Raw genomic sequence first — 22,661 nt, 5'->3', positions numbered from 1 at the left:
TGGAACAGGCGGACGCTACCACGCAGAAAACGTCTGAATGACGATACTTTTCTGCCACAGGCAGCCAGCGGGGGAAAGAATCGGGCGCCAGGCAGGCGGCGACGAACGAATACCAATTCAATACCACGCAATACCAGTGATTATCGCTGATTTTTGAAATTGCTGCGTTCGTCTTGAAACCGGGACGCGGAAGCGCCCCGGCGATGCTGCGCTGCGGCTTATTTCAGCCAGCCACGGTGGCGGAAATACAGGAAGGGCGCGATGGCGCTGGTGATCATCAAGCCCCAGGCCCATGGATAGCCGAACGACCATTCCAGTTCCGGCATCAACTTGAAGTTCATGCCGTACACGCTGGCGATCAGGGTCGGCGGCAGGAAGGCCACGCTGGCCACCGAGAAGATCTTGATGATCTTGTTCTGGTTGATGTTAATGAAACCGACGGTGGCATCCATCAGAAAGTTGATCTTATCAAACAGGAAAGACGTATGGCCGTCCAGCGATTCGATGTCGCGCAAAATCTGCCGCGCTTCCTCGAACTGCTCCGAATTCAATAAGCGGCCGCGCATCAGGAAACTCACGGCGCGGCGCGTATCCATCATGTTGCGACGGATACGGCCATTCAAATCTTCCTCGTGGGCAATGGCATTCAGTGCTTCGGCCGCGTGCGCATCGGTAAATTCCTTTTGCAATACGCGCGTGCTGACTTCTTCCAGGTTCTGGTAGATGCCTTCGAGCACGTCAGCCGAATATTCGGCATCGGTGGCGTACAGGTCGAGCAGCACGTCCATGTAGTCGGCAATCGAACCTGGCCGCGAGCGGGCGCGCATGCGCACCAGGCGGAACACGGGCAGGTCGTCCGTATGCATGGAAAACAAAATCTTGCGGGCAAGAATGAAGGCTACCGTAATGACGCGCGAGGGACCGTCGTCCTCTTCACGCAGGAAGTCCGTGCGCAGGTGCAAGTCGCCGTTTTCCGCTTCGTAATAGCGGGCCGACGCTTCAATATCCTTGACTTCGTCTTCGCCCGGCAGGGTGACGTTGTAGATGGCCTTGACCCAGGCCCGCTCATCATCGGTAGGGTCGGTCAGGTCGACCCACACCGGTTCGGCATTTTCGAGGTCTGCGCGGCTGTCGATCGGCACCTGGTTGAGCCGGCCATTCTGTAATACAAAGACATTGATCATGCGCGCTCTCAGCCGGATGTGGGGTTATCGTGATGTGCTGGCGCTGGCGCCAAAAATGAAAACAGCGCAAGTGTACCCGCAAAGGCCTTTTCACGACCACCCCCGGCACCGCTTTTTCACGGAAAAAGTGCGGCGTTGCACCAAGCGGGGCCGATTAAGATGCTGCCCCCGCAATAGTGCCAATCAAGCAGCTTTGATTTTATGCAAAGAAAGCCCGCTGCCCTCAAGGCAGCTCCGCCGCCCCCATGCGGCGCAGGATGACACTGGTACGCCGGTTCAGGTAGCCCGTATCACGGTGACGGTCATAAAAGCGGGGATTCGGCAGCATCACGGCCAGTTTCGCCGCCTGTCCCGCGCTCAGGCCCGCTGCGCTGACCCGGTAATAGTGGCGCCCCGCCGCTTCGGCGCCAAAGATGCCCGTGCCAAACTCCACCACGTTCAGATAAATCTCGAAAATGCGCTGCTTTTCCATCAGGTTTTCCAGCATATACGTGATGATCAGTTCCTGGCCCTTGCGCACATAGCTGCGCGAACCGGACAGGAACAGATTCTTCGCCAACTGCTGCGTGATGGTGGAGCCGCCCGCCACGACCTTCTGCTTCTTGCTGTTTTTTTCATATGCTTTTTGCAAGGCTTCCCAGTCCACGCCTTCGTGCTCGGAAAAATTCGCGTCTTCCGAGGCGATGATGGCCCGTTTCAGATTGTTCGAGATGCGGTTGTACGGCACCCACGTCTGCTTGATGGTGGCGTTGGGATTCTTGTCCTGCAAGACAGACAATTGTTCGCGCATGAACGCCGTGCTGGACGGGTTATGATCGACCCACCACCAGATTTGCAGGAAGAAATACAGTTGCACGACGATAAAGGCCAGCACGGGCACGATGAACAGCCACTTGATCCAGCCGTAGCGGCTGGCGCCCTTGCGCGCGCCCTTCTTGCCGCCGCTCACAGGGCACCGCGCAATTGCGCCAGCAAATCCTGCGTCTGCGGCCGCACGCCGCGCCACACGTAAAACGCTTCGGCCGCCTGCTCCACCAGCATGCCCAGGCCGTCGCGCACCTGCGCGCCATGCTGCGCGGCAAAGTCCATGAAGACGGTGGGCTGGGCACCATACATCATGTCCAGCGCCAGCGTGTGATCGCCGAAGATACCCGGCGGCACGGGCGGCAAATCGCCCGCCAGGCTGGCCGAGGTGGCATTGATGACGATATCAAAAACGCCCGCGGGCTGCGTGTAGCCGCCGGCGCGCAGCTGAGCAGCGTGACTCGCCGCATCCGCAAACTGCGCCACCAGCGCCTCGGCCGTGGCCACAGTGCGGTTGGCAATGAAGATTTCCTGCGGTCCCTGTTCCAGCAAGGGCAGCACGACGCCGCGCGCCGCGCCGCCCGCGCCCAGCAGCAGGACGCGCTTGCCGGCGACGCTCACGCCCGCGTTGCGCACGATGTCCGCCACCAGGCCCGCGCCATCGGTATTGTCGCCAAGAATGGTGTCGCCATCGAAACGCAGGGTATTGACGGCGCCGGCGGCCCTAGCCCGCGGCGTCAGCTCGGTGGCCAGCGCGCACGCGTCCAGTTTAAAGGGCACCGTCACGTTTGCACCCTTGCCGCCCTCGGCGGCAAACGTACGGGCCGCCAGGGCAAAGCCGTCCAGCGGCGCCAGCCGGTGATCATAGACCATGGCCTGGCCTGTCTGCAGGGCAAAGGCGGCGTGGATCAGGGGGGACTTGCTGTGGGCGATGGGATTGCCGAAGACACAATATTGATCAGGATTCATTTCTTGCTTGTTCAATTGCTGCCGCCAGTCAGGTTAGCTTCCATTTTTTCTTCGCGCGTAAATTTGAAGCGGGTGATGACGACCCACAGGTCATCCTTGTCACTCGACAACATGTTCGGTGGGAAACGGCCAAACGGCGCCGCGCGGCGCACGATGGCCAGGGCCGCCGCATCCAGTGCCGGATTGCCCGAGCTTTTCTCCACGCGGGCGCCGCCCTCTTTCTGGTAAATCGTGCCGTCCTGGAAGATGGGGATGTAGACGACCAGTTCGCCATACATCTTGCGGCCATTCTTTTGCGGGAAATTCAGGGTGCCGATTTCCTCGATGCGCTTTTGCAGGGTCTTGTAATACATGGCGTAGCCGACTTCCTGCGTGCTGGGCGTAATGAAAGTCTTGCGCGGACGTTTATTTTGGTCTTCCACGGTCTGGCTGATCTCGGCCGCCATACGCGCGATGGCCTTGCTGCTTTCCATCAAGTCTGAGCCGCTGGCCAGGGGATTGGGCTTGTCTTTTTCAGTGACGGGCGCGGCGCTGTAAGGCGTAGGCTTGGCCGCCTGCGTCAGCAATTCCTGCTGTCTTTGTTCCAGTTCGGCAATGCGCCGGGCGCTGGCCTTGACGCTGTCGCCCTCTTCCACCTTGCGCATGTCGGGCAAGGGCGACTTGGCGCGGCCCTTGTCGGCCTGTCCACCACCGTCGAGGTTAGCTTGCGCCAGGGCCTCGGCCTTCAGCGGCTTGTTGGCATGCTTGGTATTGACCAGTATCACTTCCAGGCCGGGATCGGTAGCCACGGCCCGCTGCGGGGCCGGGGCGACAAAATGCATCGCCAGTAAGGCGCCGTGCGCCAGCAGCGATACCGCCACGGCTATCATCAGAAAACGATTCTCTCGGAAAGACTTCACGCGCAACCCAGTTCGCAACAAGCACAAGATACAAGATGGCTGAATTCTACGTCAAAGGGCGGTGCCGGCAACAGTTTTCAGCACCGCCTTGATGGCGTGACGACGACCTTACTTGACCTCGGGTTCGCTGACCACGTCTTCGCTGGCCAGCTCCGCCACTTCCGCCTCGGCGTCGCCGACCTGGTTTGCTGCTTCCGGCGCCATGTCACCCTCTTCCGCGCCTTCGTCGCCCGACTCTTCCTCATAGTCCAGCTCGGCATCGGCCGCCGCATCGGGCACGGCAGCGATTTCCAGCAGGCGCGCTTCGATGCTCAGGTCGACTTCATCCCAGCGCAGCAAGTCCAGTTTCACTTGCGCACCGCGCGCCACCGATGGCATGCCCGGCAGCTTGATGACCAGCGGAATGTCGACCAGGCGCAAAATCTCGTCTTTCAGCACGACGGCATCGACCTGGCGCGCGTTTTCCTGGTGCAGCCAGCGCAAGCACCAGTAGCGTTCCATGTTCGACTGGAAATCGCCATACGCGGCATATGCAGCATCGAAGGCCGAGACGATGGCGAACAAATTCGCGTCGCGCGGCTTGAACGGGGCCACCAGCGGCGCCGTCACGCCATGCTCGGCGCAGGCGATGATTTGCCACTGATTGACCAGATCGGTATAGCGGCGCAAGGGCGAGGTGCTCCACGCGTATTGATCCACGCCCAGGCCCTGGTGCGGCGCCGCATGGGTAACCATGCGCACCTGCATCTTTGCCGCCCAGCTATTGCCACTGCCGCCGCCCTGGCTACGGTAAATGCCCGGCACGCCATGGTCGTGCAGCATCTTGCCCCACGTGCTGTTTGCAAAAATCATCAGTTCGGCGACGATCTTGTCGAGCGGCGCGCCACGCTTGCGGCGCGCCACGGTGACGATGTCATTTTCCACATAGAAATTGAAATCGACACGGTTATTCTGTTCCGGCTTCAGGCCAAACGCTTCGCGTTTCTTCATGCGGCCCTGTTCCAGCTGCTGCGCCCATTGCCACAGCACGGCAAAATCGGCCTTGTGAGGATACTCGCCTTCACCGCTGGCCAGGGTTTCCTCGTTGACCAGGTCGTCGAGCTGGTTATGGCGCAAATTGCTGGCGATCGGCACCAGCTCGGCGCGCGTCTGCGTGCTGACCACGGCCCAGTCCGCTTTCGGGTCCAGCGTGGCGTACAGCGACAGGGCCGGGCACGTCGTGCCTTCCGCGAGGGTGAAGGCATTCACGATTTCGTCCGGCAGCATGGTGATCTTGTCGCCCGGCATGTAGACGGTCGACATGCGCTGGCGCGCCATCTTGTCGATCACGTCTTCCGGGCGAATGCCCAGGCCGGGCGCGGCGATGTGAATACCCACTTTCACGGTGCCGTCCGGCAAAGGCTGCACGGAGAAGGCATCGTCGATCTCGGTGGTGGTCACGTCGTCGATCGAGAAGGCGGCCACGTCGGCCAGCGGCAGCTTGGCCGTCACGGCGGGCACGGGCACGTTCGGGAAACCGGCGCCTTTCGGGAAATTCTCGAAGAGGAATTTCGACAAGTGCAAGTCTTTCGGTGAAGCAATACCGCCGACAGCCAGCATCAAACGCGGCGGCGTCGTGTGCAATTCCGTGCACGCCGCTTCCAGCGCCTTGTATTCGATCGTGTTCTTGTCGGGCTTGAACAGCAGTTGCAGCACCATGGGCTGCATCGAGGCGGGCAAGCGGTTCTGTTTCAGCTCTTCCACATAGGCGGCTTGCACCAGCGCCTGCTGCTTTTTCTTTTCAATGCCGGCCAATGCCGCCTTCAGCGACGCTTCCGGCGCCGCCTTGTAGCGGCCACGGCCCTTCTTGTAGAAATACACGGGTGCCGAATGCAGGGCCAGGATCAGGCCGGCCGCTTCCGGCGGCAACGGGGCGTGGCCGAAATATTCGGCGCCCAGCTCGGCAAAGCCGAACTCGTCTTCGCCCGCCACTTCCCACAGGAAATCGAGATCGATCTCGGCAGCAACCGCCTTCGCTTGCTCCAGCAGCTCGGCCGGGGCCGGCTTTTCATACTGCAGCAGCACATCCTTGACCTTGACTTTGGTGCGCTTGCCGCTGGCCATTTCGACCTGGTACGCTTCACCCGCTTGCGACAGGACCGTGCCGACCTTGAAATCGCCGGATTCTTCAAAAAATAGATTCATTGTTATGCTTTGTTTATTAATGTGTCGGTTGCAACAGTGCGAGTGACGGACGTCAACTCCAGCACCGCCGGCAAAAATACTTCGGTTACCAGCAGCAATCCCTGGTGACGCTGATACAGGCAGCGGCGGGCAAAAAACAGCGCCTGCTCGTCGGCGCGGCGCCCCTCCTCTGCCAGCGCCGCCTGCGCCCGCTGCACCAGCGGGTGCCCGGCACGCAAGCGGGCAAATTCCAGTTCCCCGCGCCGTACCATGCGGTCGCCAAACAAGGTCGTGCCCAGCGAACGCTCGCCCAGCGCGGAAAACAAGGGCCAGTCCGTGGCCGTCGCCTGCATGGGCACGACGGTATGGCCAAACACGGCCGGTTTGTTATCGCAGCGCAACAGCACTTCGCGTTCCCACACCCGGCCTGCGCGGTGCAAACCGATGATGGCAGCCTCATCGGTCAAGCAGCGCGATGTTTCCTGATGCAAACATTGCACGCGAAACGCGCTGCTGTGCGCTTTCAGCTTGGCCGTCAGCGAGCCGCCACCCGTGAGCCAGTGACGCAAGGCCGGCGGCGCATTGACGGCATTCACGTGCGCATGCCATTGCGCCTGCCGCAGCGAACCCGGCCTCACTTGGCCGCGTCCGCATCGATGCCGCAAAAGGCCAGCACGGGCGCCAGGTAGTCGGCAAATTCGCTGATGCCATGGTCGCTGCCATCGATGACCAACTGCCGCGCCCCCTGATAATGCGCCACCATGTCGCGGTAGTCGAGCACTTCATCGCCCGTGGCGGCAATCAGGAAATAGCGTTGCGGCTCAGTAATTTTCTCTACGGAAAACGCGCGCAGCTCATCGATGTATTCACGCTTGAACTCGAATGGCTTGTCCGAATGGAACTCCGTCGTCACGCCCACATGCTGTTCCAGGTCGATCAAGGGCACGATGGCGGGGTTGAGCAATACGGCGCGGCAACCGAGCTGCTCGGCCAGCCAGGTGGCGTAATAGCCGCCCAGCGAGGAGCCGATAATCGTCAGCTCGGTCGGCGCCACGTCCTTGACCAATGACAAGGCCAACTCAATGGCCAGCTTGGGCGAGGCCGGCAATTGCGGGCACAGCCACTGTGCTTCGCGGCCCAGCGCCTGCATCTGCGCGGCCAGCAAGCGCGACTTCATCGACAGGGGCGACGAGCGAAATCCATGCAGGTACAGAATCATCGGCCCAGCGCCTCCAGCAACTTCTGATGCACGCCGCCAAAGCCGCCGTTGCTCATGACCACGATCTGGTCGCCGGGACGGGCGCTTGCCGCCACGGCCGCCACCAGGGTATCGATGTCTTCATAAGCGCTGGCAATCTTGCCCAGCGGCGCCAGCGCGTCGCCCAGGCTCCAGCCCAGCGCGGCATGGCTGCCGAAACCGAAGACTAGGTCCGCATCCTTCAGGCTGCCCGGCAGCGCATCTTTCATGGCGCCCAGCTTCATGGTGTTCGACCGCGGTTCCAGCACGGCCAGGATGCGGCCGGTGTTGCCTATCTTCTGGCGCAGGCCGCCCACGGTGGTGGCAATGGCCGTCGGGTGATGCGCGAAATCGTCGTACACGGTCATGCCGTTGACCACGCCACGCACTTCCATGCGGCGCTTGACGCTCTCGAACGTGGCCAGCGAAGCGCACGCCTGGCCAATCGGCACCCCCACGTGACGCGCGGCGGCGATGGCTGCCAGCGCATTGCTGCGGTTGTGCTTGCCCGTCAGGGCCCACGCCACCTGGCCTTCCTGCTTGCCATTGAAGAACACGTCGAAGCTGCCATCGGCCTGCTCTTGCAGTTGCCAATTAGCATCTTGACCAAAACTTTCCTTTTCACTCCAGCAACCGCGCGCCAGCACGCGCTGCAACGACGCTTCGTCGCCGTTGAAGACGAGACGGCCAATGCCGGGCACCGTGCGCACCAGGTGATGGAATTGCGTCTCGATCGCGTGCAGATCGGGGAAGATGTCGGCGTGATCATATTCCAGGTTATTCATGATGGCCGTCTTCGCGTGGTAATGCACGAACTTGCTGCGCTTGTCAAAGAAGGCCGTGTCGTACTCATCGGCTTCGATGACGAAGAAGTCCGACTCGGCGCTCTTGCCGTCAATCTTGCCGCTGAGGCGGGCGGAAATGCCAAAGTTCATCGGCACACCACCGATCAGGAAGCCCGGCGCGTAGCCCGCGTCTTCGAGGATCCAGGCCAGCATGGCCGATGTTGTCGTCTTGCCATGCGTGCCAGCCACGGCCAGTACCCACTTATCGCGCAAGATGTGTTCGCCGATCCACTGCGGGCCGGATACATACGGCAGGCTGCGGTTGAGGATTTCTTCCACCAGCGGGTTGCCGCGCGAGACCACATTGCCAATCACATACAAATCCGGGTTCAGCTTGGTTTGTTCCGGATCAAAGCCCTGGATCAGTTCGATTCCCTGCGATTCCAGCTGGGTGCTCATCGGCGGATACACGTTGGCATCGCAACCAGTGACTTTATGGCCGGCTTCCTTGGCCAGGACAGCCAGGCCGCCCATGAAGGTACCGCAAATGCCGAGAATATGAATATGCATGTGATCAGTGCGAAAGGTGCTCGGTTAGTAAGTAAGACGGTGAGATAAAAAACAGCAAGTGCAGGATTTTACCTGACGCCATGACTTTTTCCGCTTCGGAGTATCATCTCGCTCATGACGAACGATGCATTTGACGATAGCGCGCAGTTGCGCCTGGAAATCGCCGCCGCTGCCGCGCGCCTCGTGGCGCAGGATGGCGCCGACTATGGCAGCGCCAAGCGCAAGGCGGCGCGGCAAGTCCTCGGTGACGCGCCGAACCGGCCCACGAATCGGCCCAATATACTGCCTGACAACGAGATGATCGAAGAACAGGTGCGGCAATACAATGCCCTGTTCCTGGCCGACAGCCAGCCGGCACGGCTGTTCCAGCTGCGCACGATCGCGCTGCAGGTGATGGAAGCGTTGCAACAATTTCATCCCCTGCTCAGCGGCCCCGTGCTCAATGGTACGGCCGGCCCCCATGACGAGATCTATTTGCAGCTGTTTGCCGAGAGCGCCAAGGAAATCCACGTCTTCCTGCTGAATAAAAATGTCGTGCTCGACATGTCGGAAAGCCCGCATTTCAAGGGAGCGCGTTATGATGCGGTCGAGACAGCCAGTTTCTTGTGGAAAAACGAAGGCGTGCACGCGGCCATGTATGAGCTCGATGATATGCGCGGCGCGCTGAAAGCCAAGGCGGACGGAAAAGTGCTGCGCACCGACATCGCCGGGCTGCGCAGCCTGCTGGCCGCCAGCCTCGCCGATGGCGTGCCGGCTGCCGACTAACATTGATATAGATAAAGTTATGACAAAAAAGAATTGGATCGCCTGCGCCATCGTGGCGCTGATGTTTGGCGGCATGGGCGCTTACGTCGGTTTGAGCAAGGAAAAAGCGAAAGAAGCGGGACCGCTGACGACCACCATCGCGCCAGGCGCGACGGGTCCCGTCAACGAGCTGTATGCACTGTCCCTGCCGGACGCGGCCGGCGCCACGCAAGCCTTATCGCAATGGAAAGGCAAGAATGTGCTGGTCAATTTCTGGGCGCCGTGGTGCCCACCTTGCGTGGAAGAAATGCCAGAGTTATCCGAAGTACAAGGCCACTATGCGGCGAAAAACCTGCAGGTCATCGGCATCGGTATTGATTCGGCCAGCAATATTGCCACCTTTGCCAGCAAGTTCAAGATCGCCTATCCCGTGTATGTGTCCGGCATGAGCGGCACCGACCTGTCGCGTCATTTTGGCAATGCCACGGGCGGTTTGCCCTTTACGGTGCTGATCGGCGCCGATGGCGAAGTCAAAAAGACCTATCTGGGTCGCTTGAAATTTGATCAGTTGCGCGCCGATCTGGATAAATTGTAAATTCGGAGCGTGCTTTTTTCTCTTGCCAATGCGTATCTTTGGCGGCAAAATGCGGAACTTTCGCTAAAACGGTCTTCCATACATGGCAAAAAACCTCCTTCTGCTCAACGGTCCCAACCTGAATTTGCTGGGAACGCGCGAGCCTGAGGTCTACGGCGCCAGCACCTTGGCCGATATCGAGCAGGCAGCAATGGCGCAAGCCATGGCGGCCGGTGCCGACCTGGTTTGCTTTCAAAGCAACCATGAAGGCGCGCTGATCGACCGCATCCATGCCGCGCGAGCGGAAGGGATCGATGCCATTGTCATCAATCCGGGCGGCCTGACCCATACCAGCGTTGCCTTGCGCGATGCGCTGGCCGGGGTCGCCATCCCGTTCGTGGAAGTCCATATCTCGAATATTTATCAACGCGAAACGTTTCGACATCACTCATTTCTCAGCGCGATCGCGCAGGGGACGATCTGCGGCCTGGGTATCGATGGATATCGGTTTGCCATCGACTTTGCGCTTAAAAAACGTTAATCTACGCGATCTGCACGCATTTAGCGCGGCGATAGGTTCTGGACATCACCGCATCACTCATAAAACAAACTACATTCCTAGGGGTTTTACATGGATCTACGAAAACTCAAGACCTTGATCGACCTGGTCGCCGAATCGGATATCGCAGAGCTGGAAGTTACCGAAGGCGAAAGCAAGGTTCGCATCGTCAAATCGTCGGCCATGCCGCAAAACCAGATGGTCATGATGCAGCCGCAAGGCATGCAAGCCCAATACCAGCCAGCCGCGCCAGCCGCCGCCCCCGCTGCGGCAGCTGCCGTCGTGGTCGCCGCCGAGCCAACGGGCTATGTGGTCAAGTCGCCGATGGTCGGTACCTTCTACCGCTCCTCCGCTCCTGGCACCGCCGCCTATGTTGAAGTGGGCTCGACTGTCAAGGAAGGTGATACCCTGTGCATCATCGAAGCGATGAAGCTCCTGAATGAAATCGACTCCGATAAAGCCGGTGTCGTGACCCAGATTCTGGTCGAAAACGGCCAACCGGTCGAATTCGGTCAACCCTTGTTTGTGATCGGCTAAAACCCAGTCCACACGGCCGGCAACGGCCGTTTGCAGTTTTAGCCCCTCACACTTGTTGTTTCGCCGGCTCGCCGGCTCTCACAGACATACGCGAACCTACCATGTTTGAAAAAATCCTGATTGCCAACCGTGGTGAAATTGCCCTCCGTATTCAGCGCGCCTGCCGCGAAATGGGCATTAAAACGGTTGTAGTCCACTCCGAAGCCGACAAGGACGCAAAATACGTCAAGCTGGCCGACGAATCCGTTTGTATTGGCCCGGCACAGTCGTCCCTGAGCTACCTGAACATGCCCGCCATCATCAGCGCCGCTGAAGTGACGGATGCGCAAGCGATTCACCCAGGCTATGGCTTCCTGTCGGAAAATGCCGACTTTGCCGAACGCGTCGAGAAATCGGGCTTCGTCTTCATCGGCCCCCGCTCCGAATCGATCCGTTTGATGGGCGACAAAGTGTCGGCCAAGCAAACCATGATCAAGGCTGGCGTACCGTGCGTACCCGGCTCGGAAGGCGCGTTGCCGGACGATCCGAAAGCGATCGTGCAAATTGCCCGCAAGATCGGCTACCCGGTCATCATCAAGGCCGCCGGTGGCGGTGGCGGACGCGGCATGCGCGTGGTGCACACGGAAGCAGCCCTGATCAACGCCGTGGCGATGACCAAGACGGAAGCCGGCACGGCCTTCGGCAACCCTGAAGTGTATATGGAGAAGTACCTGGAAAATCCGCGCCACGTGGAAATCCAGATCCTCGCCGACGAACACAAGAACGCCGTCTGGCTTGGCGAGCGCGACTGCTCCATGCAGCGCCGCCACCAGAAAGTGATCGAAGAAGCACCAGCGCCGGGCATCCCGCGCAAACTGATCGAGAAAATTGGCGACCGTTGCGCCGAAGCTTGCCGCAAGATCGGCTATCGCGGCGCCGGTACGTTTGAATTCCTGTACGAAAACGGTGAGTTCTATTTCATTGAAATGAATACCCGCGTGCAAGTGGAACATCCCGTCACCGAGATGATCACCGGCATCGACATCGTGCAAGAGCAGATCCGCATCGCCGCCGGCGAAAAACTGCGTTTCCGCCAGCGCGACGTCTTGCTGTCGGGCCACGCCATCGAGTGCCGCATCAACGCCGAAGATCCATTCAAGTTCACGCCATCGCCAGGCAAGATCGTGTCGTGGCATGCACCGGGCGGCCCTGGCATCCGCGTCGATTCGCACGCTTACGCCGGCTACTATGTGCCGCCGCACTACGACTCGATGATCGGCAAAGTGATCGCTTACGGCGCCACGCGCGAGCAAGCGATCCGCCGCATGCAGATCGCCCTGTCCGAAATGGTGGTCGAAGGCATCAACACGAATATCGCCCTGCACCGCGAACTGATGATCGACGCGCGCTTCATCGAAGGCGGCACCAATATTCACTATCTGGAACAGAAACTGGCCGACATGCCGGACCTGGGCAAGAACCTGAATGGCGGCAGCCCCAGCATCGCCAAGAAATCCGAAATCAAGGCGGGCGCATGAGCTGGACGGAAATCGTCATCGAAATCGCCCGTGACAACGCCGAGGCCATGTCCGACGCGTTGATGGAAGCGGGCGCCCTGTCGGTGTCGGTGGAAGACGCCGATGAAGGCACGGATGCCGAACAGCCCCTGTTTGGCGAGCCCGGCATGGAACCGAAGGAAGCGGCGTGGGAACGCAGCCGCGTGGTGGCGCTGACGGACGTCGACGCCGACCAGGCCGCCATCGTGGCCGCCGCCGCCCAAGCGGTCGGCATGGCGGAAGTTCCCGCCTTTACCATGCGCCCCGTGGAAGAGCAGGACTGGGTGCGCCTGACCCAGTCGCAATTCGCACCGATTCACATCGGCAAGAATATCTGGGTCGTACCCAGCTGGCACGAGGCACCGGATCCTGACGGTCTGATCCTGGAGCTGGATCCGGGCCTGGCCTTCGGCACGGGCAGCCATCCGACCACGCGTTTGTGCATGGAATGGCTGGAAGCCAACCCCGCTCCAGGCAAGACCGTGCTCGACTACGGTTGCGGTTCCGGCATCCTGGCCATGGTGGCCAAGAAACTCGGTGCGCAAACGGTAGCCGGCGTCGACATCGACCCGCAGGCGATCGAATCGGCGCGCGACAATGCCGAACGCAACCAGTGCGACATCGAATATTTCTTGCCAGACACGTTTGCCACCTCGGCACACGCCACGGCCAAGTTTGACATCGTCGTCGCCAACATCCTGTCGAGCCCATTGAAGCTGATGGCGCCGATGCTGTCGGGCCGCGTCGCCGACGGCGGCGCCCTGATCCTGTCCGGCGTGCTGGCACGCCAGGCGGAAGAAGTGGCCGCTGCCTATGCACCATTCATCCAGCTGGGTGTGTGGGCCGAGCAAGACGGCTGGGTGGCCCTGCATGGCCGCCTGGGCACCACGCAAGCGCCTGCGCCCCGCGCGGAAGGTGCATAAGCACAGCAATGGCCCTCGCCACCAAATGCCCCCATTGCAACACGATATTTCGGGTCGCTGCTGACCAGTTGAAGTTACGTGGGGGCATCGTGCGCTGTGGCACGTGCAGGGAAGTGTTTGACGGCAATGCCGCGCTGGTCGATCCAGCCGCAGCATCGCCGTTTTTAACCTCCGCTCCCGGCACTGCCACCCCGCTGTCGACCAGTTACCCTGCCGACAACAGCCTGCCGTCCGCCACGGACGACGAACCCATCTATTCCCTCGACTTCGACACCTCGTTCGACCCGTTCGGCATCCTGCCGGAAACGGCGCAGCTCAAGGACGACGCAGACGATGGCGAACACATCGAGCTGGACCTCGACGTGGCCCTGCCCGACGAGGCGCCGGCCGCCGCACCACTCGACATACCGCTCGACATACCTGAACCTGAAGCAACACCGGTAGAAGCACCGGCAGCACTGCCCGAACCACCGTTACCCCGGCCGATGGCGCCCTTCAAGCGCCGCCAGGTCGATGAGGCGCCCGCCTTCGCCACGTATTTGCGCGACAGCCGCCGCGAACCGAATCTGGAAGCTGGCGCCGCACCGGTGCTGCCTGCGGCCGAAAAGATCAGTCTGGACAAGCCCGTGCCCGCGCGCCAGGAACCCACGCTGGCCGACCATTCCTTCACGCCGCTGCCCGCCGCTCCCGTTGCGCCGGAGGCGGCAGAGCAGCAGCAAGACCCCGTCCAGCCGCCAGCCGACGACGAGCCGGCCTTTGTGACCCTGGGCCGGCGCCGCGAACAGAGCGGCAAGGCCTTGCGCGTCGCCATGGCCCTCGGCTCGACAGCACTGCTTTTGCTGCTATTCCTGCAAGTAATGACCACCTTCCGCAATCCGCTGGCGGCGCAATTTCCGCAGTGGAAGCCAACCCTGGTCGCGCTGTGCAAGCTCAGTGGCTGCCAGGTCGACTTGCCGGCACAGATCGAGGCGCTGGCCATCGAGCAAGGCGAGTTGCAGACCTTGAAGGACCAAACCTTCTCGTACGTCTCGCTGCTGCGCAACCAGGGCCGCAGCGTGCAAGCCTGGCCCAGCATCGAACTGATACTCAACGACGCCAACGACAAGCCGGTCTTGCGCCGCGTGATCGCGCCGCGCGACTACCTGCCGGCCACGATCGACGTGAGTGCGGGGTTTGCGCCGCGCTCGGAACAAACCATCAAACTGTATTTTGCATTAGACCAGCTCACGGCGTCTGGCTACCATATCGCCATCTTTTACCCTTAACAGACACTATCATGACCAAAACATCGCTGATCTGCGGCTCGCTTGCCACCGACACCATCATGCAATTCCCTGGCCGCTTCGGCGAATCCCTGCTGGCCGACCAGTTGCACAAGGTGAACGTCTCCTTCCTCGTGCCCACCATGCGCACGGAGTTCGGCGGCTGCTCGGGCAACATCGCCTACAGCCTGAAAATGCTGGGCGGCGACCCGCGCATCGTCGGCGTCATGGGCCAGGATAGCGCCGCCTACCTGGAGCGCCTGCAAAAGCTGGGCATTTCCACCGCCAACATCATGATCAAGGCCGACAGCTACAACGCGCAGTGCTTCGTTACGGCCGACGCGGACAATAACCAGATCAATGCCTTCCACCCGGGCGCCATGTCGTTTGCGCATGAAAACCCGATCGCCAATGCCGGCCCGGCCAAGGTCGCCATCATTTCGCCGGACGGCGATCAGGGCATGCTCAAGCACGCCGCCGACCTGGCCGAACTGGGCATCCCCTTCATGTTCGATCCGGGCCAGCAGTTGCCACGTTTCAATGGCGAACAGTTGATCGACTTCATCAACAAAGCCACGTATGTGTCGGCCAACGATTATGAGATGGAAATGTTGATGGAACGCACGGGCTTGACCCTGCCGGACATCGCCAGCCGCCTGGAAGCGCTGATCGTCACACGCGGCGAAAAAGGATCGGAAATCTATACGGACGGCAAGCGCATCGACATTCCTGTCGTGACCGCCAAGGAAGTGCTGGACCCGACCGGTTGCGGCGACGCCTACCGTGCCGGCTTGCTGTTCGGCATCACCAACGACCTGGGCTGGGAAACCAGCGGCCGCCTGGCCAGCCTGCTGGGCGCCATCAAGATCGCCACCCAGGGCGCGCAAAACCATGTGTTTACGCCAGAGAGCATCGCCGACCAGTTTGAAGCGGCGTTTGGTTACCGCTATTAATATGTAACCCGGTCGGCTTGCGCCCAAGCGCCAAGCCGACCTTCTCGCTTTACCTCAGTACAATAATCATCCCCACCAGCACTTGCGCAATCTGCAGCAAGATCAAAGCCACCAGCAAAGACAGGTCCAGGCTGCCGACCAGCGGCACGACCTTGCGTATCGGACGCAGCAGCGGCTCGTTCAGGGCCCGTACAAACGGCGCCAGCGGCGCATGCGGGTTGACCCAGCTGAAGATGGCTTCGATGATCAGCAAGGCCATAAAACCGTAGAGTATCCATTGCAGGAAGCGTTGCAGCGACTTGAGCAGCACCACTTCGACGGGATGGCCGGCAATAAACAGCACCGAGCTGGCCAGCAGCACGATCAGGAAGGCGCCGATCAGGCTGGCCCAGTCATACCCGCCCACGCCCGGCACCACGCGTCGCAGGGGGCGCACCAGCCAGTCGGACAATTGAAACGTGAATTGCGCCACCGACGAGGGCGGTCGCACGCGCACCGCCTGCATCCAGAAGCGCAGCAGCAACACGCCGCCCAGCAAGGTAGCGATGGTATCAACGATCAATGTAAGGATAACGATCAGCACGACTAATTCTCCAAAAAAAAACCGCTGTGTGATTGAGTCACACAGCGGCGTGTTGCCTCATCCAGGCACCCGTATCGCAGGAATTACGATGGGCGGGTGCTGGTTGGGAATGGCCAGGCTGCAGCCGGTGCCAACACGGTTTTTGCTACAGGTGCGATAGGCGCCGACGGCTTGGCGACAGGAGCTGCCTTCTTCGGTGCGGCCTTTTTAGGCGCGGCCTTCTTGGCGGCTGGCTTGGCTGCCACGACGGCTGGTGCCGCTGGAGCTGCTGCCGGCGCTGCTGCTGGTGCGGCTGCCACAACTGGCGCTGCGGCTGGCTTGGCGGCAGGTTTCGCTGCTGCTTTCGCTGCCGGCTTCGCTGCTACCTTGGTAGCTGGCTTGGCTGCAACTTTTGCTGCCGGCTTCGCTGCTACTTTGGCCGCTGGCTTGGCTGCAGGTTTTGCTGCAGGTTTTGCTGCAACCTTGGCGGCAGGTTTCGCTGCTGGCTTCGCTGCTACCTTGGCCGCTGGCTTGGCTGCCGCTTTTGCTGCCGGCTTCGCTGCTACCTTGACCGCTGGCTTGGCTGCCGCTTTTGCTGCCGGCTTCGCTGCTGCCTTGGCCGCTGGCTTGGCTGCCGCTTTTGCTGCTGGCTTCGCTGCTACCTTGGCGGCAGGCTTCGCTGCAGCCTTAGTTGCTGGCTTGGCTGCTGCCTTGGCGGCCGGCTTTGCTGCTGCCTTGGCGACGACTTTTTTCGCTGCTGGCTTGGCTGCCGCTTTGGCGGCCGGTTTCGCTGCTGCCTTGGCTGCAGGTTTCGCTGCGGCTTTTTTCACTGCTGGCTTGGCTGCCGCTTTGGCTGCTGGCTTCGCTGCTGCTTTTGCTGCTGGCTTGGCTGCTGCTTTTGCTGCTGGCTTCGCTGCTGCCTTGGCGACGACTTTTTTCGCTGCTGGCTTGGCTGCTGCCTTCGTTGCAGGTTTCGCTGCAGCTTTTTTCACTGCTGGCTTGGCTGCTGCCTTGGCCGCTGGTTTTGCTGCGGCTTTTGCTGCTGGCTTCGCTGCTGCCTTGGCGACGACTTTTTTCGCTGCTGGCTTGGCTGCTGCCTTGGCTGCAGGTTTCGCTGCAGCTTTTTTCACTGCCGGCTTGGCTGCCGGTTTTGCTGCTACCTTGGCCGCTGGTTTCGCTGCGGCTTTCGCTACTGGTTTGGCAGCCACTTTTGCTGCAGGCTTGACTGCGGCTTTGGCGGCTGGTTTTGCGGCTGGTTTCGCTGCGGCTTTAGCAGCTGGTTTAGCGGCAACCGTCTTTGCTGCGGCTGCCGGCTTCTTCGCGGCAGGAGCAGCCTTGGCGGCTGGTTTCTTTACTTCTGATTTCTTAGCGGCTGTTGCCATTTGTCTCTCCTTCATCTGAGATGAGAAATTTAAGCTACAAGATTTAAACCCGTCCGACCCACCACAGGGATAGGCCAGGCGAATTATTCATCGGCACAAACGGTCGTTTGCGCTAATGAATTCGGCACCAGCTGAACTGCTGCAACTCCTCACGTTTGCAGCACTTCAGCCATCGTCGGTGCCACCCTGCTTTATCTCGCAGCTGGTGGCAAAGTCTGAATTCGGTCATTCGTTTTCGATGCCGTGCGTTTTTTCGCTCCTCGCATCGCGCTCGCCACAACACCCATGCGTCAAATAAAAAACCGCCATGCCTGAAAAAATTCGGGCACGGCGGCAGACGAAAACGGTGTGGTTTTGTGCATATCCGTGTAAATCTGTATCCCTGTTTTGCGAGGTTTTTTCGCTACCGCGCTGGTTAAAAAACCCCGCATTCTAACGCTCGCATTTGCAATCTCATAAAGTACACGAAAACCTTGTCAATGCGCAACCGGCACGACACGTTTTCGCCCGCTTTTTTGCACGTTACGCGTGCTATCGCACAATCGCGTGGCAAATGCCGCCGCCAGCGTCTCCGGAAATGATTTTTTGAGCCCGCGATGCGGCCAGTTGCGGCAGCCGAAAATCCTGGCGCAAGCCGCGTCGCATGGCCCGATGATGGACGAATTTTGCCGCCGCCATGCACGCGAAAAAAAAGCGCCGTCACGATGACGGCGCTTTTTGGCGTTGACTGAAAAAGGCTTATTCCCAGTTCAGCGCACCACCTGTCTGGTACTCGGTCACGCGCGTCTCGAAGAAGTTACGCTCCTTCTTCATGTCGATCATTTCGCTCATCCACGGGAATGGATTTTCTTCCTGGGCGAACAGCGGCTCGATGCCGATCTGCTGCGCGCGGCGGTTGGCGATGAAGCGCAGGTAACCCTTGAACATCGGCGCGTTCAAACCCAGCACGCCGCGCGGCATGGTGTCTTCCGCGTATGCGTATTCCAGTTCCACGGCCTGCATGAACAACACTTTAATCTCTTCGCGGAATTCGGCCGTCCACAGCTGCGGGTTTTCCATCTTGATCGTGTTGATCAAGTCGATGCCGAAGTTGCAGTGCATCGATTCGTCGCGCAGGATGTACTGGTACTGCTCGGCAGCACCCATCATCTTGTTCTGGCGGCCCAGCGCCAGGATCTGCGTGAAGCCCACGTAGAAGAACAGGCCTTCCATCAGGCAGGCAAACACGATCAGGGATTTCAACAGCTTCTGGTCGTTTTCCACCGTGCCGGTGACGAACGCAGGGTCGGTCAGGGTGTTGATGAACGGGATCAGGAATTCATCCTTGTCGCGGATCGACTTGACTTCGTTGTAGGCGTTGAATATCTCGCCTTCGTCCAGGCCCAGCGATTCGACGATGTACTGGTAGGCGTGCGTGTGGATCGCTTCCTCGAACGCCTGGCGCAGCAGGTACTGGCGGCACTCGGGCGCCGTGATGTGGCGGTAGGTGCCCAGCACGATGTTGTTGGCGGCCAGCGAGTCGGCCGTCACGAAGAAGCCCAGGTTGCGCTTGACCAGGCGACGCTCGTCGTCCGTCAGGCCGTTCGGGTTCTTCCACAGCTCGATGTCGCGCTGCATGTTCACTTCCTGCGGCATCCAGTGGTTGGCGCAGCCGGCCAGGTATTTGTCCCAGGCCCATTTGTACTTGAACGGCACCAGCTGGTTGACGTCCGTCTTGCCGTTGATGATGCGCTTGTCGTCGGCATTCACGCGGCGCGCCACTTGCTCGGCGTTCGCTTCGGACGGCTCGGCACCTGCCGGCAGGTTCAATTCGGTATTACCCAGTGGCGCTTGCTGCGCCGGACGCGGCACAGCTGCCGACGTGGTTTCATCATCCCATGACAACGACATATTCTTCTTCCTTTCCATGCCGGCGAGCCGGCGATCCGCAACAGGCCCGTTGTATCGGACAATGCGGACATTGACAACATTGAATCAGCCCGACCGTGCCGGGCTGACAACTAAAATCTTACTGGCAGGCTTCGCACTCTTCAAAGCCGTCATCACCCGGACGCAGGTAGCAAGCTTCGCCATCGGCGTCGTCCGCTGCCGCTGCCACTACCGGCGCCACGGCCACCGCTGCTGCCGCCACGACGGCTGCCTGGGCGCTTTGCGCGCTGGCCGACATGCCGCCGTCGACTGCCACGGCGTTCAGGGCGCCCGTCTTGGAGGTCGATTTCTCCATGTGGGTAGCGGCGATGGTACGCAGGTAGTAGGTGGTTTTCAGGCCACGCAGCCATGCCAGCTTGTAGGTCTCGTCCAGTTTCTTGCCCGAGGCGCCGGCCATGTAGATGTTCAGCGACTGGGCCTGATCGATCCACTTCTGGCGACGCGAAGCCGCCTCCACCAGCCAGCTTGGCGACACTTCGAAGGCGGTGGCGTAGATATCGCGCAGGTCTTGCGGGATGCGGTCGATCTTCACCAGCGAGCCGTCGAAGTACTTCAGGTCGGAGATCATGACTTCATCCCACAGGTCGCGTGCCTTCAGGTCGCGCACCAGGTAGCCGTTGATCTCGGTGAATTCGCCCGACAGGTTCGATTTCACGTACAGGTTCTGGAACGTCGGCTCGATACAGGCCGAGACGCCGATGATGTTCGAAATCGTCGCCGTCGGGGCGATCGCCACGCAGTTCGAGTTGCGCATGCCGAACTTGGCGATGCGTTCGCGCACCGGGGTCCAGTCCATGGCCGACGAGGAATCGACTTCCAGGTAGCCGCCGCGCTCTTCGGCCAGCAGTTTCACCGAGTCCTGTGGCAGGATGCCACGGTCCCACAGCGAACCGGCATACGATTCATAGCGGCCGCGTTCTTCGGCCAGTTCCGTCGACGCCAGGTAGGCGTAGTAGCAGACGGCTTCCATCGAGGTGTCTGCGAACGACACGGCGGCGTCCGAGGCGAACGGGATGCGCATCATGTGCAGACAGTCCTGGAAGCCCATCACGCCCATGCCGACCGGACGGTGGCGCATGTTCGAATTGCGCGCCTTCTCGACGGCGTAGTAATTGATGTCGATGACGTTGTCGAGCATGCGCATGGCGGTGCGCACGGTCTTGGCCAGCTTGACGTGATCGAGCTTGCCTTCCTTCATGTGCGCCGGCATGTTGACGGAGCCGAGGTTGCAGACGGCGATTTCGTCAGGTCCCGTGTTCAGCGTGATTTCCGTGCACAGGTTCGAGCTGTGAACGACGCCGACGTGCGACTGCGGGCTGCGGATGTTGCAAGGATCCTTGAACGTGATCCATGGGTGGCCCGTTTCAAACAGCATCGACAGCATCTTGCGCCACAGGTCCAGCGCGGCGATCTTCTTGAAGACGCGGATTTCGCCGGCGGCAGCCTTGGCTTCGTAGCCCAGGTAAGCCTGTTCGAAGGCCTTGCCGACCTTGTCGTGCAGGTCTGGCGTGTCCGACGGCGAGAACAGGGTCCAATCGCCTTTTTCCATGACGCGCTTCATGAACATGTCGGGAATCCAGTTCGCCGTGTTCATGTCGTGCGTGCGGCGGCGGTCGTCGCCCGTGTTCTTGCGCAGGTCGAGGAATTCCTCGATATCCATGTGCCAGGTTTCCAGGTAGGCGCAGACGGCGCCCTTGCGCTTGCCGCCCTGGTTGACCGCCACGGCCGTGTCATTGACTACTTTCAGGAACGGCACCACGCCTTGCGACTTGCCGTTGGTACCCTTGATGTGGGCGCCCAGGGCGCGCACTGGCGTCCAGTCGTTACCCAGGCCGCCGGCGAACTTGGCCAGCAGCGCGTTGTCCTTGATGGCGTCGTAGATGCCTTCCAGGTCATCCGAGACGGTGCTCAGGTAGCACGACGACAGCTGCGAACGCAGGGTGCCCGAGTTGAACAGGGTCGGGGTCGAGCTCATGAAGTCGAACGAGGACAGCAGGCTGTAGAACTCGATGGCGCGCGCTTCGCGGTCCGCTTCATTCAGCGCCAGGCCCATGGCCACGCGCATGTAGAACGCCTGCGGCATTTCGATGCGCACGTCCTGGATGTGCAGGAAGTAGCGGTCATACAGGGTTTGCAGGCCGATGTAGCCGAACTGCAAGTCGCGGTCGGCGACGATGGCTTTTGCCAGACGCTCCAGGTCGAAACTGGCGAGTACCGGGTTCAGCAGCTCGGCGGCGATGCCCTTGGCGATGTATTGCGGGAAATACGTCAGGTATTCGGCGGCAGCGGCCGCTTGCGGCACTTCCTTGCCGAACACTTCCTTGCGCACCGTGTGCAGCAGGATGCGGGCCGTGACCTGGCTGTAGGCCGGGTCTTTTTCCATCAGCGCGCGCGCCGCCAGGATGGCCGACTTGTGCAGCTCTTCGACAGGCACGCCGTCGTACAGGTTTTTCACGGTTTCAGCGAGGATGGCGTCGGCATCGACGTGCTTTTCCAGGCCGGCGCAGGCGGCGTTGATCAGGTCGCGCACTTCCTGCATGTCCAGCAGGCGGCGCACGCCGTTATCCAGCACGTTCAATTGTGGTGCGGAAACTTGCGCGGAAGCGCCCTGCGCTTCCTTCTGCAGCCGACGCTCTTCCATGTGCTTGGCGCGGTACAGCACGTAGGCACGCGCCACGTCGTGCTCACCCGAACGCATCAGCGACAGTTCCACCTGGTCTTGCACATCTTCGATATGGAAGGTGCCGCCGCCCGGATGGCGGCGCACCAGCGCGGCGACCACGCCGTCGGTCAGTTGTTCCACCAGTTCGCGGATGCGTGCCGAGGCTGCGCCCTGGCCGCCGTTAACGGCCAAAAACGCCTTGGTCATGGCGATGGCGATCTTCGAAGGCTCAAATGCCACCACCGCGCCGTTGCGGCGGATGATGCGATAGTCGCCCAATGCCGCGCCCGTGCTCGCTACGCTGTTGGCCGCGCCTGGCGCTGGCGATACTGGCGTTGGATGGATGGAAATATCTTGTGGTGATTGCATTGAAGCTCCCGTTGTCAGCTAAAGTCAGCCTGCAGTTTTGCTGCCGCGTGTGTTGTTGA

20 protein-coding genes are annotated in these 22,661 nt (G+C 60.7%); 9 read left to right on the top strand and 11 right to left on the bottom strand.

Annotated features, from left to right (window positions below; translation table 11 throughout):
* Positions 1-218: 218 nt before the first annotated feature.
* From corA to mpl, 8 genes are all read right to left on the bottom strand, one after another.
* Complete coding sequence (corA, locus tag CSQ93_RS02370) at positions 219-1,184, bottom strand: magnesium/cobalt transporter CorA (RefSeq protein ID WP_034746658.1); 966 nt, start codon at positions 1,182-1,184, stop codon at positions 219-221.
* A 223-nt stretch (positions 1,185-1,407) separates the two neighbouring features.
* The gene (gene mtgA, locus CSQ93_RS02365; RefSeq protein WP_099376544.1) at positions 1,408-2,133 is read right to left on the bottom strand and encodes a monofunctional biosynthetic peptidoglycan transglycosylase; all 726 of its coding nucleotides are present in this window, start codon (positions 2,131-2,133) and stop codon (positions 1,408-1,410) included.
* Positions 2,130-2,957, bottom strand: coding sequence for a shikimate dehydrogenase (aroE, locus tag CSQ93_RS02360; protein ID WP_099376701.1), 828 nt, complete (start codon positions 2,955-2,957; stop codon positions 2,130-2,132). The genes mtgA and aroE overlap by 4 nt, the downstream gene beginning before the upstream one ends.
* A gap of 11 nt (positions 2,958-2,968) precedes the next feature.
* Positions 2,969-3,826 (bottom strand): energy transducer TonB family protein, encoded by an 858-nt coding sequence (locus tag CSQ93_RS02355; RefSeq protein ID WP_099376543.1) that lies wholly within the window; start codon positions 3,824-3,826, stop codon positions 2,969-2,971.
* A 138-nt stretch (positions 3,827-3,964) separates the two neighbouring features.
* Positions 3,965-6,040: a ribonuclease catalytic domain-containing protein gene (locus CSQ93_RS02350; RefSeq protein WP_099376542.1), complete on the bottom strand. Its 2,076-nt coding sequence runs from the start codon at positions 6,038-6,040 to the stop codon at positions 3,965-3,967.
* Between the two features lie 2 nt (positions 6,041-6,042).
* Positions 6,043-6,657, bottom strand: a complete 615-nt coding sequence (locus CSQ93_RS02345; RefSeq protein ID WP_099376541.1) for a chorismate--pyruvate lyase family protein — start codon at positions 6,655-6,657, stop codon at positions 6,043-6,045.
* Complete coding sequence (locus tag CSQ93_RS02340; protein WP_099376540.1) at positions 6,654-7,238, bottom strand: YqiA/YcfP family alpha/beta fold hydrolase; 585 nt, start codon at positions 7,236-7,238, stop codon at positions 6,654-6,656. Before CSQ93_RS02340 ends, CSQ93_RS02345 begins: the two co-directional genes overlap by 4 nt.
* Entirely contained in the window at positions 7,235-8,575 is a 1,341-nt protein-coding gene (gene mpl, locus CSQ93_RS02335; RefSeq protein ID WP_233516015.1) for a UDP-N-acetylmuramate:L-alanyl-gamma-D-glutamyl-meso-diaminopimelate ligase, read from the bottom strand. The genes CSQ93_RS02340 and mpl overlap by 4 nt, the downstream gene beginning before the upstream one ends.
* A 150-nt stretch (positions 8,576-8,725) precedes the next feature.
* Here mpl and CSQ93_RS02330 point away from each other — a divergent pair, with 150 nt between their 5' ends.
* The 8 genes from CSQ93_RS02330 to CSQ93_RS02295 all read left to right on the top strand — a co-directional run bounded on the left by CSQ93_RS02330 (position 8,726) and on the right by CSQ93_RS02295 (position 15,698).
* Positions 8,726-9,376 (top strand): hypothetical protein, encoded by a 651-nt coding sequence (locus CSQ93_RS02330; protein ID WP_099376538.1) that lies wholly within the window; start codon positions 8,726-8,728, stop codon positions 9,374-9,376.
* A 19-nt stretch (positions 9,377-9,395) separates the two neighbouring features.
* Positions 9,396-9,950, top strand: a complete 555-nt coding sequence (locus CSQ93_RS02325; protein ID WP_099376537.1) for a TlpA family protein disulfide reductase — start codon at positions 9,396-9,398, stop codon at positions 9,948-9,950.
* Between the two features lie 82 nt (positions 9,951-10,032).
* Positions 10,033-10,470, top strand: a complete 438-nt coding sequence (gene aroQ / locus CSQ93_RS02320) for a type II 3-dehydroquinate dehydratase (protein ID WP_034746628.1) — start codon at positions 10,033-10,035, stop codon at positions 10,468-10,470.
* Positions 10,471-10,560: 90 nt separating this feature from the next.
* Positions 10,561-11,025, top strand: coding sequence for an acetyl-CoA carboxylase biotin carboxyl carrier protein (gene accB / locus CSQ93_RS02315; protein ID WP_035822119.1), 465 nt, complete (start codon positions 10,561-10,563; stop codon positions 11,023-11,025).
* 101 nt (positions 11,026-11,126) lie between these two features.
* Complete coding sequence (gene accC, locus CSQ93_RS02310; protein ID WP_034746622.1) at positions 11,127-12,542, top strand: acetyl-CoA carboxylase biotin carboxylase subunit; 1,416 nt, start codon at positions 11,127-11,129, stop codon at positions 12,540-12,542.
* Positions 12,539-13,483 carry a 50S ribosomal protein L11 methyltransferase gene (gene prmA / locus CSQ93_RS02305; RefSeq protein ID WP_099376536.1) on the top strand — a complete coding sequence of 315 codons (945 nt, stop codon included), beginning with the start codon at positions 12,539-12,541 and terminating at the stop codon, positions 13,481-13,483. Before accC ends, prmA begins: the two co-directional genes overlap by 4 nt.
* A gap of 8 nt (positions 13,484-13,491) precedes the next feature.
* On the top strand, positions 13,492-14,748 hold the full coding sequence (locus CSQ93_RS02300) for a DUF3426 domain-containing protein (protein ID WP_099376535.1): 1,257 nt from the start codon (positions 13,492-13,494) through the stop codon (positions 14,746-14,748).
* Between the two features lie 11 nt (positions 14,749-14,759).
* The gene (locus CSQ93_RS02295) at positions 14,760-15,698 is read left to right on the top strand and encodes a carbohydrate kinase family protein (RefSeq protein WP_099376534.1); all 939 of its coding nucleotides are present in this window, start codon (positions 14,760-14,762) and stop codon (positions 15,696-15,698) included.
* Between the two features lie 49 nt (positions 15,699-15,747).
* On the opposite strand, the gene CSQ93_RS02290 is transcribed toward CSQ93_RS02295, so the two are convergent.
* On the bottom strand, positions 15,748-16,281 hold the full coding sequence (locus tag CSQ93_RS02290; RefSeq protein ID WP_233515999.1) for a YggT family protein: 534 nt from the start codon (positions 16,279-16,281) through the stop codon (positions 15,748-15,750).
* A 378-nt stretch (positions 16,282-16,659) separates the two neighbouring features.
* Between CSQ93_RS02290 and CSQ93_RS29140 the strand changes: the two genes are divergently transcribed.
* Positions 16,660-17,661 (top strand): hypothetical protein, encoded by a 1,002-nt coding sequence (locus CSQ93_RS29140; protein WP_199534218.1) that lies wholly within the window; start codon positions 16,660-16,662, stop codon positions 17,659-17,661.
* Positions 17,662-18,380: 719 nt separating this feature from the next.
* Here CSQ93_RS29140 and CSQ93_RS02280 read toward each other — a convergent pair.
* Positions 18,381-19,532 (bottom strand): ribonucleotide-diphosphate reductase subunit beta, encoded by a 1,152-nt coding sequence (locus tag CSQ93_RS02280; protein WP_034746600.1) that lies wholly within the window; start codon positions 19,530-19,532, stop codon positions 18,381-18,383.
* Between the two features lie 118 nt (positions 19,533-19,650).
* Complete coding sequence (locus tag CSQ93_RS02275; protein ID WP_099376531.1) at positions 19,651-22,602, bottom strand: ribonucleoside-diphosphate reductase subunit alpha; 2,952 nt, start codon at positions 22,600-22,602, stop codon at positions 19,651-19,653.
* Between the last annotated feature and the right edge of the window lie 59 nt (positions 22,603-22,661).

The sequence above is a fragment of the Janthinobacterium sp. BJB426 genome (assembly GCF_002735705.1).
Classification (GTDB): Bacteria; Pseudomonadota; Gammaproteobacteria; order Burkholderiales; family Burkholderiaceae_D; genus Janthinobacterium.
Note: the sequence above shows the minus strand (reverse complement) of the source record. Positions and strands in the feature narration are given on the sequence as shown.